The following is a 14562-nucleotide window of genomic DNA, read 5'->3' as shown; positions in this document are numbered from 1 at the left end:
TCCTCTCAGATTTGCGCGACCACGACTTCGGTTCCCCACTCGGCGCACTTGGCTGCGAGGTTCTTGGGCAGCGGGACGTCCGTGAAAATCACATCGACCGACCGTAGCGACGCAATCCGGGCGGGCGCGCTGCGCTGGAGTTTGGAGGCATCCGCGACCAGGAACGTGCGTCGGGACTGCTGCAAAATCGCCTGACTCACGCCGACCTCCTGAATGTCGAAATCAAGCAGATCTCCATCATGGTCCAGCGCGGAACATCCGATGATCGCCAGATCGAACTTGAATTTCAGAATGGTGTCCGTCGCCAGTGACCCGATCAGCCCGCCGTCTGCACGACGCAGACTGCCACCGGTGACAATGATCTCGGAATCCGCATGCCCTGACAGGATGTTCGCGACGTTCATATTGTTGGTCACCACGAGCAGGTTCTTGTGCACGTCTAATTGTCGAGCAACGGCCTCGGTGCTGGTGCCAATATTGAGAAATAGCGAAATGTCGTTCGGAATACGTGCTGCACAGGCCCGGGCGATTGCCATCTTCGCGTTTTGGTTCAGCTGCCGCCGTTCTTCATAGCCGATATTGCTCGTGCCCGAGGGCAGCACCGCACCACCGTGCACGCGCTCAAGCTGACCGGTTTCGGCCATCTCGGTCAGATCGCGCCGAATGGTCTGTAGTGTGACGCCGAATTCTCGCGCCAAGCCTTCGACGGTGACTTTTCCCTCTTCCTCGGCGATGCGCAGGATGTCGCGATGACGAAAATTCTGAGCCATTCCAATCTTCTACTTACTTCGACGCAGCGCGGTTGGTTCTCGTGTTACGACAAACCCGGCACGTAATAAAGTGCGGAGATGTTCGAGTTTGTTTCCATTCTGCTGAAATCGATCAAAAGCGAAAATTGATCCCTTGCGAAATCGGTCGAAATTTTGCATATCATGCGCATGTAAGTGTGCGTTTCGAGGGGTGTCGCGATGTCGCGTCAAACAGCAGAGCCAACCGATCTGTTCGTCATCGGCGGCGGGATCAATGGATGCGGCATTGCCCGCGATGCGGCCGGACGCGGGTTGTCTGTGACACTGGCGGAAATGAACGATCTTGCTTCGGCGACCTCCTCCTCATCGACCAAGCTCTTTCATGGCGGATTGCGCTACCTCGAGTATTTCGAATTTCGCCTTGTGCGCGAGGCACTGATCGAACGCGAGGTGCTCTTGCGTGCGATGCCGCACATCTCATGGCCGATGCGGTTTGTGTTGCCTTATCATAAAGATATGCGCTTCGATTCAGAAACGCCAACGTCCCGGCTGCTCAGCTATGTGATGCCTTGGATGAAAGGCCGTCGTCCCGCTTGGCTTATCCGCTTGGGGCTATTTCTGTATGACAACCTCGGCGGGCGTGAAATTCTGCCGGGCACCTGCACGCGCAATCTTGAGGGCACTCCGGAAGGCGCGCCGCTCCAGAAGCGATTTGCGAAAGCCTATGAATACTCCGATTGCTGGGTCGAGGATTCCCGACTGGTCGTGTTGAACGCGCGCGATGCGGAAGCGCGGGGCGCCAAGATCATGACGCGGACCGAGGTCCTCAGCGCAGCGCGCGAGGACGATCTGTGGCGTATCGAAACGCGCAATACCGAAAACGGAGAAACCAAAATTCATCACGCAAAGATGCTGGTGAATGCCGGTGGACCGTGGGTCGGTGACATCATCCAGACGAAAGTGCGCCTGAACTCCAAGGAAGGCGTGCGTCTTGTCCGCGGGTCTCACATCGTCACACGTCGTTTGTTCGACCATGACAAATGCTACTTCTTCCAGGGCACCGACGGACGGATCATTTTTGCGATCCCGTACGAGACCGACTTCACGCTTATCGGCACCACCGATGCCGAACACTTTGATCCGTCAAAGAAACCGTCCTGCACGCCCGAAGAACAAGCCTATCTGCTCAACTTCGCGAACCAGTATTTCGAGGACACTCTGACCGATGAAGATGTTGTCTGGACGTATTCCGGCGTGCGCCCGCTTTATGATGACGGTGCAAGCAGCGCTACAGCGGCCACCCGCGATTATACGCTGAAGGTCGATGCCGATGGCGGCGCGCCGATGCTGAACGTGTTCGGGGGCAAGATCACCACCTATCGCCGCCTGGCCGAAAGTGCACTCGAGAAGATCGGGAAACACTTGCCGCTCGCGAAAGGCGCGTGGACCGCTGGGGTGCCGTTTCCGGGTGGGGACTTCCCGGTGGATGGGGTCGACCGATTAGTCGAGGACCTGAAAGACGTTTATCCGTTTCTCAACGACTTCTGGGCGCGCCGCCTGATCCGGGCATACGGCACAGAGGCAAAGGAGGTGCTGGGCGATGCGAAGACGGCGCAGGATCTGGGCGTCGATTTTGGCGCCACGCTGACCGAGGCCGAGATCGTCTGGCTCATGCATAACGAATACGCCGTGACCGCCGAGGATGTCGTCTGGCGGCGCAACAAACTGGGTCTGCGGCTCAGCACGGACGAGATCGACACGCTTGATCGCTGGATGGCCGCGCACCGCAACGGTTCTGCCCAGGCTGCGGAGTGACGCCAGCACAGGCCGGATTGCATAATTCCCGGTCGCCTGAATAATTACCAAAAACCAACACACTCGGGAGGTCCGCGCCATGACGCATATCCTTGCCATCGATCAGGGCACGACATCGACACGCGCGATTTTGTTCGACACAGATCTCAACGCCGTCGCGTCGGCGCAGGAAGAGTTCGAGCAGCATTACCCGAACAGCGGTTGGGTGGAACACGATCCCTCCGACCTCTGGTCAACCACAGCCGCCACTTGCCGCGCGGCCATCGAAAAGGCCGGAGCAGGCACCGACGGGATCGCAGCGATCGGGATAACCAACCAACGCGAAACGACGCTGGTCTGGGACCGCAAGACCGGCAAGCCGGTGTTCAACGCGATTGTCTGGCAGGACAGACGCACGTCCGAGTTCTGCAAGACACTGAAGGCGGAGGGATTCGAGCACACCGTCACCAATCGCACCGGCCTCCTGCTCGATCCCTATTTCAGCGGCACGAAGCTTGCCTGGATCCTCGACAACGTGGAGGGCGCCCGCGCGCGGGCCGAGGCCGGAGAGCTCGCGTTTGGAACGGTCGACACCTGGCTTGTCTGGAACCTGACTGGCGGCAAGGTGCACGTCACCGACGCCACGAATGCGGCGCGCACGATGCTATACGACATCCGCAAGGGTCGGTGGTCTCAGACGATCTGCGACAAGCTGGGCATCCCGATGTCCATGCTTCCAGAGGTCAAGGACTGTGCCGCCGAATTCGGCGAAACGCGTCCCGATCTCTTCGGCCGCGCGATCCCGATCCTCGGCATCGCAGGCGACCAACAGGCTGCAACCGTCGGGCAGGCGTGTTTCAAACCGGGCATGCTCAAATCGACCTACGGTACAGGATGTTTCGCACTTCTGAACACGGGCGACACGCCGGTGACGTCTGCAAACCGTCTGCTGACGACCATTGCCTATCAGTTGGACGGCAAACCGACCTACGCGCTTGAGGGGTCAATCTTCATTGCAGGTGCGGTCGTTCAATGGCTGCGCGACGGGCTCAAGATCATCCGAGACGCAAAGGAAACGCAGCCTCTGGCCGAGAAGGCCGATCCGACGCAGGATGTCGTGCTGGTTCCGGCCTTCACCGGGCTCGGTGCACCATACTGGAATGCCGAATGCCGAGGTGCGATCTTTGGACTGACCCGCAATTCCGGGCCGGAAGACTTTGCGCGGGCCGCATTGGAAAGCGTCGGCTACCAGACCCGCGATCTGCTTGAAGCGATGAAGGCGGACTGGTCCGGTTCCTCCGAGACCGCGCTGCGTGTCGATGGCGGGATGAGCGCGTCGGACTGGACGATGCAATTCCTGTCCAACATTATCGACGCGCCGGTCGAGCGGCCCAAGGTGCTGGAAACGACTGCGATGGGTGCCGCGTGGCTGGCGGGATACAAGGCTGGCGTCTTGCCGGATATGGAGGCCTTTGCCGCCCAATGGGCCGTCGATGCGCGGTTCGATCCCGACATGTCATCCGAGGTGCGCGACGGCAAATACGCCGCATGGAAACGCGCGGTGGATGCCACCATCGGGTTTGCGGGCTGAAAGCCGCCTGCAAAGCGCTCAGCCGCCGACCTTCAAGACGATTTTCCCGATATGGGTAGAGCCTTCCATCCGTGTGTGTGCCTCGGCGGCATCGTTCAGGGCAAATTCGCTGTCCATCACCGGCGCGATCCGACCTGACGCCAAATGCGGCCAGACCTCGGCCTGCAGGTCACGTGCGATGCCAGCTTTTGCGGCGACCGATTGGGGCCTGAGTGTCGATCCGGTGAGGGTCAGCCGTCGGGTCATCATCTGGACGAAATTCATCTCGACTTTCGGCCCTTGCAGGAACGCGATCTGCACCAGCCGCCCATCGTCAGCCAAGGCTTTGACATTGCGGGGAATGTAACCTCCGCCCACCATGTCGAGGATCACATCCGCGCCGCCCTCGGCACGCATGGTTTCGACGAAATCGACGTCACGGTAGTTCCACGCCTGCTCGGCGCCAAGCGCACGGCACGCCGCGCATTTTTCCTCTGACCCGGCGGTGGTGAACACGCGTGCCCCACGCATCGCGGCAAGCTGGATCGCGGTCGTGCCGATCCCGGATGATCCGCCATGCACAAGCAGCCGCTCCCCTGCGCGCAAACCGCCCCGTACAAAGACATTTGACCAAACGGTAAAAAACGTCTCGCACAGGGCCGCCGCCTGATCCATCGGCATGCCCTCCGGCACTGGCAGTGCGTGGTCGGCATAGGTGACAACGTATTCCGCATAGCCGCCTCCGGGCAAAAGGGCAGTCACCGCGTCGCCGATCTTCCAGCGCGACACGCCATCGCCGACAGCGACCACGGTACCGGAACACTCCAGGCCAGGCAGGGGCGATGCATCGGCGGGCGGAGCGTAATTCCCCGCGCGCTGCAACGCATCGGGGCGGTTCACCCCGGCATAGGCCACTTTGATCAGGATCTGTTCCGCGGCCGGCGCGGGGACCGGCACAGTCGTCGGCCTGAGCACCTCCGGTCCGCCGAATTCGGTGATTTCGATCGCGGTCATCGTATCGGGCAGGGACATGAGAGAGGCCTTTGTACTTGGGTTTGTGCGCCCCTCGTTTTCGCAGATTGGTCCAAAGCTGCAAGCCGGTTGGCGGCTGGTCCGGAATTGGATGGGGGATCGGAGGCTCGTTAACTCGCCGCATTACGGAAAGAAGCCAGCTTATCCGCGCTCCGGGCAGTTGTGAGCCGTCGCGCGATGGCCTAATCCTGTGCGCAACGAATTATCCTTTTGGGGGACACCAAAATGAAAGACGGACCCGAATACGGCTTCGATACGCTTCAAATCCACGCAGGGGCGCGGCCCGATCCCGCCACCGGCGCGCGGCAGACGCCGATCTATCAAACCACGGCCTACGTGTTCCGCGATGCCGATCACGCGGCGGCTTTGTTCAACCTGCAGGAAGTGGGGTACATCTATTCCCGCCTGACCAACCCGACGGTGGCCGCGTTGCAGGAACGCGTGGCGACGCTCGAAGGCGGTGTCGGCGCGGTTTGCTGTTCCTCGGGTCACGCGGCGCAGATCATGGCGCTCTTCCCGCTGATGGGGCCGGGCAAGAACATCGTCGCGTCGACGCGCCTCTATGGCGGCACGGTCACGCAGTTCAGCCAGACGATCAAACGCTTCGGTTGGTCCTGCACCTTCGTTGACTTCGACGATCTGGACGCGGTGAAGGCCGCGATTGATGATGATACGCGGGCCGTGTTCTGTGAATCCATCGCAAACCCGGGCGGCTACATCACTGATCTCGACGCGGTGGCGAAGATCGCGGATGACGCGGGTCTGCCGCTCATTGTCGATAACACCTCCGCCACGCCGTATCTCTGCCGCCCGATCGAACATGGCGCGACACTGGTGGTGCATTCGCTGACGAAGTACCTGACCGGCAATGGCACTGTGACCGGCGGTGTCGTGGTCGACTCGGGCAAGTTCGACTGGACCGCGTCGGACAAGTTCCCGTCGATGAGCGAGCCGGAACCGGCCTATCACGGTTTGAAATTTGCCGAGACGTTCGGACCTCTGGCCTTCACCTTCCATAGCATTGCCGTGGGTCTGCGCGATCTTGGAATGACGCTGAACCCGCAGGCGGCGCATTACACGCTGATGGGGATCGAGACGCTGTCGCTGCGGATGCAGAAGCATGTCGAAAACGCGATGGAGGTGGCATCCTGGCTCGAAGGTCATGCCGCGGTTGAGAAGGTGACCTACGCGGGACTGCCGTCCTCGCCTTATAACGACCGCGTCGCCAAGATCTGCCCGAAAGGGGCGGGGGCCTTGTTCACGATTGCTCTGAAGGGGGGCTACGACGCTTGCGTCAAATTCGTGGATTCGCTCGAGATTTTCAGCCATGTGGCAAACCTTGGCGATACGCGCAGCCTCGTGATTCACTCGGCGTCCACAACCCACCGGCAACTCACCCGGGAACAGCAGGAGGCGGCTGGCGCAGCGCCGAACGTTGTGCGGATTTCCATCGGGATCGAGGATCCGGAAGACCTGAAGGCCGATCTGGATCGCGCGTTGAACGCGGTGATGTAACTCTGGCGGCACCGCGCGCCGAAACGCGGTGCCCACGCCCGTTCGAACGGGCTTTTCCGCTCAAATCAGATCGTGATCGGCTGCATGACCTGCGGTTCGATCACATCCACGTCCGGCAGTGCCCGGATCAGACCCTCTGCCGACTGCTCAAGCAGCGGGAACGTCCTGTAGTGGCAGGGGATGAGCGTTTTGAAGTCGAAATACTTCTTCGCCACATAGGCCGCGCCTGACATGTCCATGGTGAAATACCCACCCGCCGAAAGGATACCGATATCGGGCTTGTGGTAATCCCCGATCCATTCCATATCGGCCAAGATTCCAGTGTCGCCCGAGATGTAGACCGTATGGCCTTCACCGCGCAGGATGAATCCGGCCTCGGCACCCATGTACGCATTTTTGCCGTCCACCTGCATGGATGACGAATGCGTCGCAGGCACGAGCGTGGCTGCCACGTTGCCAAGCGTGATGGTCCCGCCTTTGCCGAACGCGTGACCTTCGACAGCGCCGAGACCGTGCAGGTGCTTTCCCAATTCGAACAGAGCAGACACCGGCGCGCCCGTCTTTTTCGAGATCTCGACGATGTCGGTGGTGTGGTCGAAATGGCCATGCGTGACAAGGATATGCGTCGCGCCAGCGATGGCCGCTTCGTGGTCTTGCCCCTCCATCATCGGGTTCCCGTTGAGCCACGGATCTACCAGCAGGATCTGGTCTCCGATTTCAATTCGGAAGGATCCGTGCCCAAGCCAAATGATATTCATGTGTCGATCTCCCTACTCCCTGACCCCGTAACGCTACCACAGGCAGAGCGGGTGAGAAGGGGGCCTGTTTCCTTGATCCATGTCAAACAAAATGGACGCACATACTGTCAGAATTAGTTTACACATTCGGGAGAGTCGCCATGCGCATTTTGTTTGTCCATCCAAACTACCGGTCTGGCGGGGCCGAAATCGCTGGCACATGGCCCCCGGCGTGGGTGGCGTATCTGACAGGGCATCTGCGGCAGGCGGGCTTCGATGACATTCACTTCATTGATGCGATGACCGATAATATCTCGGACGCCGATCTGGCGAGGCGGATGGAAGAGATCCAGCCGGATGTGGTGGGTGTCACCGCGATCACCCCGTCGATCTACCGCGCCGAAGACGTCCTGAAAGTGGCAAGCGAAGTCGTGCCGGATGCCGTGCGGATGCTGGGTGGCGTGCACGCGACGTTCATGTTCAAGCAGGTTTTGTCGGAAGCGCCGTGGGTCGATGTGATCGTGCGGGGCGAAGGCGAGGAGATCTGCACCGAGTTGATGCTTGCCATCGAGGACGGGCGCTGGCCTGCGGACAAGCACAAGATCAAGGGTCTGGCCTTTCACGACGAGGGTCAGATCGTCGCGACCCCTGCGGCGAGCACGGTCAAGGATCTGTCGAAGATCAAGCCGGACTGGTCGGTGCTGGAGTGGGAGAAGTACATCTACATCCCGCTGAACACGCGCGTGGCGATCCCGAACCTCGCGCGGGGCTGTCCGTTCACCTGTTCCTTCTGTTCGCAGTGGAAATTCTGGCGCGACTACCGCGTGCGCGACCCGAAAGATGTGGTGGACGAGATCGAAGACCTTGTGGAAAACCATGGGGTTGGCTTTTTCATCCTCGCCGATGAGGAACCCACCATCAACAAGAAGAAATTCGTAGCTTTCTGTCAGGAATTGATCGACCGGGGCCTGCCGGACCGGGTGAAATGGGGCATCAATACGCGTGTCACGGATATCTACCGCGACCGCGAGCAGCTCAAGTTCTACCGTAAGGCGGGGCTGGTGCATGTGAGCCTCGGCACCGAGGCCGCGGCGCAGATGAAGCTCGACATCTTCAACAAGGAAACAAAGGTCGAGGAAAACAAGGAAGCGATCCGCCTGTTGCGCGAGGCCGATATCCTCGTGGAGGCGCAATTCATCGTTGGCCTTGATAACGAGACGCGCGAGACGCTGGAAGAGACCTACCAGATGGCGTGGGACTGGCAGCCCGATCTGGCGAACTGGTCGATGTACACGCCCTGGCCCTTCACGCCGCTTTTTCAGGAGTTGAAGGATCAGGTCGAGATCTACGACTTCTCCAAATACAACTTTGTAACTCCGATCATGAAACCAGCCGCGATGGAGCGCGGGGACCTGCTCGATGGTGTGATGAACAACTATCGCCGTTTCTACATGAAGAAGGCGCTGTTTCATTACCCGTGGCGCGGGACTGGGTTCCGACGCCGGTACTTGTTGGGATGCCTCTACGCATTCCTCAAGGCCGGCGTCGGACGCACCTTCTACGATCTGGGCAAGGCAGGTTACTGGGGGCCGCAGACCAAGAATTCGGTCGATTTCCATTTCGACGAGACGCGGGAACTGGCCGAGGCGCAGCTTGAGGATTGGGAAGCGTCCGCCGACAAGGCTGCGGCGGCGAAAGAGCGACGTGAGGCAGTGAAAGCGCAAATGAAAGAACGCGCGGTAGAGCGAAGCCAAGAATTCAAGATGCCGAACGGGGCCGAGGTCAAGGCGTGCGGCGGCGGCAATCAGCAAATGGAAGATGTCTGAGACTGGCCAAGCCGGGGCCATGATCGGCCCCAACGCCATTCTGCAACTCTTGCCGCAGATCGCCCGGATCGGCGGGGAAGCACGCGTGGCGCAGATGCTGGCCGAAGCGGGGATTTTCGACGTGCCGGATGGCACGCACATGATCCCCGAAGGCGACGCGGCGCGGCTGCATCAGGTGTTGCGGCGGGATGAGCCGGATTTGGCCCCGCAGCTGGCGGCCAAGGCGGGGCGGGCCACAGCGGACTACATCCTTGCGCATCGGATCCCGGAGTTTGCGCAAATCCTTCTGAAATTGCTGACCGCACCTCTGGCAGCGCGCAGCCTGTCTAGGGCCATTGCCAAACACGCGTGGACCTTTGCCGGGTCCGGGGAATTCCGGGTCGTTTCGCCATGGTGCTTCGAGATTGCGCACAACCCGATCGTGCGCGGGGAACATAGCGCGACACCGCTCTGCCATTGGCATACCGCTGTTTTCGAACGTCTGTATCGGGTGCTTGTTCATCCACACGTGACCTGTGAAGAGACCACCTGCTGCGCGACGTCGGCTGATGGTATGTGTCGCTTTGAACTGACGCTGCCATAGCGGCGTTTCCCGCGCGCGAACTACGCCGTCATCGAAGGACGGCAGAAAAGCCGTAAACCTTTCAGCCACATCTGGACATCCGATTGCGCCGCTTTACTTTTCACCGACCATGGTGCGCATTTTCGCGGAACCGACGCGTGTGATGGCCTGCGGTCGGGGTGGCAGGCGGGTCGTCATGAAGACTGCGGGATGAACGTGCGCTGACCATGCGGCAGAGGGAGGACAGTTGCCATGAACGCGTTTGATCAGGACCCTATCGCCGGGTTTCCTGTTGCAGTGCCAGACGGACATGGCGCGGTGCTGAACGATCAAAAACGTCTCAACGCGCTGCAGCGCACCGAAGTGATGGATTCCCTGCCAGAGGAGGCCTTCGACCGGGTCGTGCGACTGGCGACGCACATCATCGGGGTCCCGGTCGGGCTTGTGTCCTTCGTTGATGGCACGCGCCAATTCTTCAAGGCTCACAAAGGCTTGCCGCCTGAAGTTGCGAGCGCGTCTCAGACGCCTTTGAGCCACTCGTTTTGCCAATATGTGGTGTCCAAGGACCAACCTCTGGCGGTGGCGGACGCCCGCACGCATCCGCTGTTGAAAGAGAACCTGGCCGTGCCCGACCTGGGTGTGGTGGCCTATCTCGGCGTACCGGTACATGCGCCCGGCGGCGAACCGCTTGGGTCGCTCTGTGCCATCGACGGCGAAGCACGTGATTGGAATCGGCAGGACTTGGATGTGCTGCGCGACCTGACCGCAATGCTCGAAACCGAATTGCGTTTGCGACAAGAGCGGGAGTCGATCCAGCTCTTGGCAAATGAACTGAATCACCGCGTCAAAAACCTTTTCACGATTGTTGGCGGCATGATTTCGATGACGGCACGGTCGGCAGACACGCCGTCGGACATGGCGCAGGCATTGCAAGGTCGGCTTTCCGCGTTGAGTTGGGCCCATGAATTGATCAGCCCGGCCTTGCTCAAGGGCAATGTCGAACAGGTCTCCATCGAACTCGAAACGCTGGTTTCGCGATTGCTTGAACCGCATGTCACTCACGGCACCAACACTGTGGAGTTGCGCCTTCCGGACATTGGCTTGAACGGACGTGCTGTCACCGACCTCGCCCTTGTCTTCCACGAATTGGCAACAAACGCGGCGAAATACGGCTCGCTGAGCCATCCTGACGGCACGCTGATCGTCTCGGCAAGCATTGAGGGCGACACTCTGATAATGCATTGGCAGGAAGTCGGCGGTCCGAGTGTTGACGGTGCGCCCTCGGAAACGGGATTTGGCAGCAGGCTGATCGAGATCGCAATCGGGTCGCAATTGGGTGGATCGCTCGACACCGAATGGTCGCACGATGGTGTTCAACACACGCTGCGCTTACCGCTTGGCATTTTCTCATCGCAGCGCGCGAAATCCGCCTGATCCTGCGGCGGAGGCCCTTGGCGTGTCCCTGCGGCGGTGCCGGACGCATCCGCCACTTGAACCCCCTTCACCACAACGCTAAACGCGTCGCCACAGGCCATTTTGCAATTTAAAGGGACGACGCGCCATGTCCATCGACACCGAAACCGCCGCCCGCGTCGCGAAACTCGCGCGCATCCGCGTCGAAGACGATGCACTGCCAGCCTTGGCGCAGGAATTTTCCAACATCCTCGGTTTCATCGAGCAATTGAACGAGGTCGATGTTGAAGGCGTGGAGCCGATGGTCAGCGTGACGCCGATGCGCCTCAAGCGCCGTCAGGACGGCGTGACCGACGGCAATATGCAGGAGAAGATCCTGTCAAACGCGCCCGATGCCCGCGAAGGGTTTTTCGCCGTGCCGAAGGTGGTGGAATAATGACCGATCTGACGAAGATGAAAATCGCTGAGGCGCGCGACGCGCTGCGCGCCGGAGACGTCACGAGCGTGGAACTGACCGAAGCGTGCCTGAGCGCGATTGAGAGTGCCGATGCGCTCGGCGCGTTTGCGCACAAAACCCCGGAGATCGCCCGCGAACGCGCGGCGGCCGCGGATGCGCGGATCAAGGCGGGAGATGCACCCGATCTGTGCGGTATTCCTCTGGGAATCAAAGACTTGTTCTGCACCAAGGGCGTGCCAAGCCAGGCCGCAAGCGCGATCCTTGAGGGGTTCAAACCGGAATACGAAAGCACCGTGTCGCAGAAATTGCAGGACGCTGGTACTGTCATGTTGGGCAAGCTCAACATGGACGAGTTTGCCATGGGGTCGTCGAACGAGACTTCGACCTATGGCAACGCCGTGAACCCCTGGCGGCGTGGCAATGACGATGCGGCGCTGACGCCGGGCGGGTCGTCGGGCGGATCGGCAAGCGCCGTGGCCGCTGACCTCTGCCTCGGCGCGACCGGCACCGACACCGGCGGGTCCATCCGTCAGCCCGCCGCGTTTGTCGGCATCACCGGCATCAAACCGACCTACGGGCGCTGCTCGCGCTGGGGCATCGTTGCCTTCGCGTCCTCGCTCGATCAGGCCGGTCCGATGACCAAGGATGTGCGCGACGCCGCGATCATGCTTGAAGCGATGTGCGGGCATGACCCCAAAGACAGCACCTCCGCCGATCTGCCTGTCCCGAACTTCGAGGCAATGCTGACCGGCGATGTCAAAGGCAAGACCATCGGCATCCCGCGCGAATACCGCATGGACGGCATGCCCGACGAGATCGAGGCGCTCTGGGCCGAAGGCCGCAAGATGCTCGAAGATGCGGGCGCGGTGATGAAGGATATAAGCCTGCCGCACACCAAATACGCGCTACCCGCCTATTACGTGATCGCGCCGGCCGAGGCGTCGTCGAACCTCGCGCGATACGACGGCGTGCGCTATGGCCACCGCGCTAAGCTTGCCCAAGGCGATGGCATTACCGAGATGTACGAGAAAACCCGTGCCGAAGGTTTCGGAGCCGAGGTGCAGCGGCGCGTGATGGTCGGCACCTACGTGCTGTCGGCGGGCTTCTACGACGCCTATTACAATCGCGCGCGCAAGGTGCGGACGCTGATCAAGAAGGATTTCGAGGACGTCTTCGCGCAGGGCGTGGACGCGATCCTGACGCCTGCAACACCGTCTGCGGCCTTCGAGCTGGGCAAGGAAATGACCGATCCGGTCGAGATGTATCTCAACGACGTCTTCACCGTGACGGTGAACCTCGCCGGTCTGCCGGGCATCGCGATACCCGCCGGTCTCGACAAGTCGGGCCTGCCGCTGGGCCTGCAGTTGATCGGGCGACCTTGGGAAGAGGGCGACCTGCTGAATACCGCTTGCGCTTTGGAGCAGGCTGCAGGATTTGTGGCGAAACCCACCAAATGGTGGTAAACGGCGCAAAAAAGAGGCAGGACATGCGACAATCCCGATCTTCCTGGCGCGTGATGGCTGGCGGCGTGGCACTGCTTGCTCTGGCCGCTTGCGCGTCCGAAATTCCGGACAGCGCACGTGGCGTCGGGTTCGACGATTATGACTCGTATCAGCAGCGCCGCGATGCGGTGCTCGAAGGACGGTCTGCGCCGACGACGGTCACCGCGCCGCCGAGGGTCACCGCCCAGCCGCTCACAGCCACCGCGCCCGTGGCGCCCGCCACACCACGCCCGTTGGATGCCACCACGGCAGAGGCGCGTCGGGCGAACTCTGGCGTTGATCCGGTACAGGCGTCGCCCAGCAATCCTGCGCCGCAAATCGTTGAAAACGCGGTCGGCATCTCGGCCGAGAATGATTTCAACGCGGTGTCCGAAAGCCGCAGCATCGAAAGCGACGCGGCGCTGATCGCGCAGAACCGTGCGCGCTACCAGATCATCGCGCCCGAAGCGCTACCGACACGGCCGGGAACCAATACGCCCAATATCGTGGCCTATGCTCTTCAGACCAACAATCCCAAGGGCGCGCCGATCTATCGCCGGTCGGCCTTCGTCACGGAAGCGCGGCATCAACGCAACTGCGCGGCGTTCCCGTCGTCCGACCTTGCTCAGGAAGCCTTCCTCGAAGCAGGGGGGCCCGAACGGGACCGCCAGAACCTTGATCCGGACGGTGACGGCTTCGCCTGTGCGTGGGATCCGGCCCCGTTCCGCGCGGTGCGCAACTGACGCCGGTCTGGCATCCGTCTCCGAATTGTGGCCCGCGCAGGGACGGGGCGAAACCCGATCTCGTGGTACTGCACTATACGGCGATGGACGATGCCGAAAAGGCCCGCGATTGGCTCTGCAACGAAGAGGCGCAGGTCTCGGCCCACTACGTGATCGCGCCGGACGGCACTGTCTGGCACCTTGTCGACGAAGACGCGCGCGCCTGGCATGCCGGGGCAGGGGCCTGGGGGCCCGTTGAGGACGTGAATTCTCGGTCGATCGGGATCGAGATCGCCAATACGGGCAGCACACCATTCTCCGCCAATCAGGTCGATGCGGTCGAGTCCCTGCTTGCCGAGATCCTGCAGCGCCATGATATCCCGCCGGAGCGCGTGATCGGCCATTCGGACATGGCGCCGGGGCGCAAGATCGATCCCGGCCCGCGATTTGACTGGCAAAGACTGGCGCGGCAGGGGCTGTCGATCTGGCCGGATGCGGAGGGCAGCGGTGAGTTCATGCAGAACGCGCGTGTGTTTGGCTATACGGCGGACGTTCCGGAAGATGCGCTGCTCAACAGTTTTCGCCTGCGCTTCCGCCCCGGCGCTGCTGGCCCGCTTGACGACACGGACCGCGCTCTGATGGCAAATCTCGCGCAGCGCTGGCCGGTCAAGCGGTCCTGATCTTCTCTGGTTCAAAAATATCCC

13 protein-coding genes are annotated in these 14562 nt (G+C 61.1%); 10 read left to right on the top strand and 3 right to left on the bottom strand.

Annotated features, from left to right (window positions below; all coding sequences use genetic code 11):
- Nucleotides 1–5: 5 nt before the first annotated feature.
- Nucleotides 6–770 (bottom strand): DeoR/GlpR family DNA-binding transcription regulator, encoded by a 765-nt coding sequence (locus BUA42_RS08230; protein WP_072777207.1) that lies wholly within the window; start codon nucleotides 768–770, stop codon nucleotides 6–8.
- A 198-nt stretch (nucleotides 771–968) separates the two neighbouring features.
- Here BUA42_RS08230 and glpD point away from each other — a divergent pair, with 198 nt between their 5' ends.
- Together glpD and glpK are read left to right on the top strand one after the other, a co-directional pair.
- Nucleotides 969–2564 (top strand): glycerol-3-phosphate dehydrogenase, encoded by a 1596-nt coding sequence (gene glpD / locus BUA42_RS08225; protein WP_072777206.1) that lies wholly within the window; start codon nucleotides 969–971, stop codon nucleotides 2562–2564.
- A gap of 79 nt (nucleotides 2565–2643) precedes the next feature.
- Nucleotides 2644–4134, top strand: coding sequence for a glycerol kinase GlpK (glpK, locus tag BUA42_RS08220; protein WP_072777205.1), 1491 nt, complete (start codon nucleotides 2644–2646; stop codon nucleotides 4132–4134).
- An 18-nt stretch (nucleotides 4135–4152) separates the two neighbouring features.
- Here the strand turns inward: glpK and BUA42_RS08215 are convergent, their stop codons facing one another.
- A complete protein-coding gene (locus BUA42_RS08215) occupies nucleotides 4153–5145 on the bottom strand; it encodes an NAD(P)H-quinone oxidoreductase (RefSeq protein ID WP_072777204.1) in 993 nt (330 codons plus the stop codon).
- A 225-nt stretch (nucleotides 5146–5370) separates the two neighbouring features.
- On the opposite strand from BUA42_RS08215, the gene BUA42_RS08210 reads away from it, so the two are divergent.
- Nucleotides 5371–6660, top strand: a complete 1290-nt coding sequence (locus tag BUA42_RS08210; RefSeq protein ID WP_072777203.1) for an O-acetylhomoserine aminocarboxypropyltransferase/cysteine synthase family protein — start codon at nucleotides 5371–5373, stop codon at nucleotides 6658–6660.
- A gap of 65 nt (nucleotides 6661–6725) precedes the next feature.
- Here the strand turns inward: BUA42_RS08210 and BUA42_RS08205 are convergent, their stop codons facing one another.
- A complete protein-coding gene (locus BUA42_RS08205; RefSeq protein ID WP_072777202.1) occupies nucleotides 6726–7418 on the bottom strand; it encodes a metal-dependent hydrolase in 693 nt (230 codons plus the stop codon).
- A 140-nt stretch (nucleotides 7419–7558) separates the two neighbouring features.
- Between BUA42_RS08205 and bchE the strand changes: the two genes are divergently transcribed.
- From bchE to BUA42_RS08170, 7 genes are all read left to right on the top strand, one after another.
- A complete protein-coding gene (gene bchE / locus BUA42_RS08200; RefSeq protein ID WP_072777201.1) occupies nucleotides 7559–9223 on the top strand; it encodes a magnesium-protoporphyrin IX monomethyl ester anaerobic oxidative cyclase in 1665 nt (554 codons plus the stop codon).
- Complete coding sequence (bchJ, locus tag BUA42_RS08195; protein ID WP_072777200.1) at nucleotides 9216–9806, top strand: bacteriochlorophyll 4-vinyl reductase; 591 nt, start codon at nucleotides 9216–9218, stop codon at nucleotides 9804–9806. Before bchE ends, bchJ begins: the two co-directional genes overlap by 8 nt.
- A gap of 231 nt (nucleotides 9807–10037) precedes the next feature.
- Nucleotides 10038–11219, top strand: a complete 1182-nt coding sequence (locus BUA42_RS08190; protein WP_084066162.1) for an HWE histidine kinase domain-containing protein — start codon at nucleotides 10038–10040, stop codon at nucleotides 11217–11219.
- 127 nt (nucleotides 11220–11346) lie between these two features.
- Nucleotides 11347–11634: an Asp-tRNA(Asn)/Glu-tRNA(Gln) amidotransferase subunit GatC gene (gene gatC, locus BUA42_RS08185; protein ID WP_072777199.1), complete on the top strand. Its 288-nt coding sequence runs from the start codon at nucleotides 11347–11349 to the stop codon at nucleotides 11632–11634.
- A complete protein-coding gene (gatA, locus tag BUA42_RS08180; protein ID WP_072777198.1) occupies nucleotides 11634–13118 on the top strand; it encodes an Asp-tRNA(Asn)/Glu-tRNA(Gln) amidotransferase subunit GatA in 1485 nt (494 codons plus the stop codon). The genes gatC and gatA overlap by 1 nt, the downstream gene beginning before the upstream one ends.
- 23 nt (nucleotides 13119–13141) lie before the next feature.
- Nucleotides 13142–13879 (top strand): hypothetical protein, encoded by a 738-nt coding sequence (locus BUA42_RS08175; RefSeq protein ID WP_072777490.1) that lies wholly within the window; start codon nucleotides 13142–13144, stop codon nucleotides 13877–13879.
- A complete protein-coding gene (locus BUA42_RS08170) occupies nucleotides 13843–14538 on the top strand; it encodes an N-acetylmuramoyl-L-alanine amidase (RefSeq protein ID WP_072777197.1) in 696 nt (231 codons plus the stop codon). The genes BUA42_RS08175 and BUA42_RS08170 overlap by 37 nt, the downstream gene beginning before the upstream one ends.
- Nucleotides 14539–14562 lie beyond the last annotated feature (24 nt).

Source organism: Marivita hallyeonensis, from assembly GCF_900129875.1.
GTDB lineage: Bacteria > Pseudomonadota > Alphaproteobacteria > Rhodobacterales > Rhodobacteraceae > Marivita > Marivita hallyeonensis.
This window is presented reverse-complemented; position numbering and strand designations above follow the sequence as displayed.

Coding starts and splice junctions, on each gene's coding strand:
- BUA42_RS08175 (WP_072777490.1), top strand. CDS start 13,142: ATGCGACAATCCCGATCTTCCTGGCGCGTGATGGCTGGCGGCGTGGCA.
- bchE (WP_072777201.1), top strand. CDS start 7,559: ATGCGCATTTTGTTTGTCCATCCAAACTACCGGTCTGGCGGGGCCGAA.
- glpD (WP_072777206.1), top strand. CDS start 969: ATGTCGCGTCAAACAGCAGAGCCAACCGATCTGTTCGTCATCGGCGGC.
- BUA42_RS08190 (WP_084066162.1), top strand. CDS start 10,038: ATGAACGCGTTTGATCAGGACCCTATCGCCGGGTTTCCTGTTGCAGTG.
- BUA42_RS08215 (WP_072777204.1), bottom strand. CDS start 5,145: ATGTCCCTGCCCGATACGATGACCGCGATCGAAATCACCGAATTCGGC.
- gatC (WP_072777199.1), top strand. CDS start 11,347: ATGTCCATCGACACCGAAACCGCCGCCCGCGTCGCGAAACTCGCGCGC.
- BUA42_RS08230 (WP_072777207.1), bottom strand. CDS start 770: ATGGCTCAGAATTTTCGTCATCGCGACATCCTGCGCATCGCCGAGGAA.
- bchJ (WP_072777200.1), top strand. CDS start 9,216: ATGTCTGAGACTGGCCAAGCCGGGGCCATGATCGGCCCCAACGCCATT.
- BUA42_RS08210 (WP_072777203.1), top strand. CDS start 5,371: ATGAAAGACGGACCCGAATACGGCTTCGATACGCTTCAAATCCACGCA.
- gatA (WP_072777198.1), top strand. CDS start 11,634: ATGACCGATCTGACGAAGATGAAAATCGCTGAGGCGCGCGACGCGCTG.
- BUA42_RS08205 (WP_072777202.1), bottom strand. CDS start 7,418: ATGAATATCATTTGGCTTGGGCACGGATCCTTCCGAATTGAAATCGGA.
- glpK (WP_072777205.1), top strand. CDS start 2,644: ATGACGCATATCCTTGCCATCGATCAGGGCACGACATCGACACGCGCG.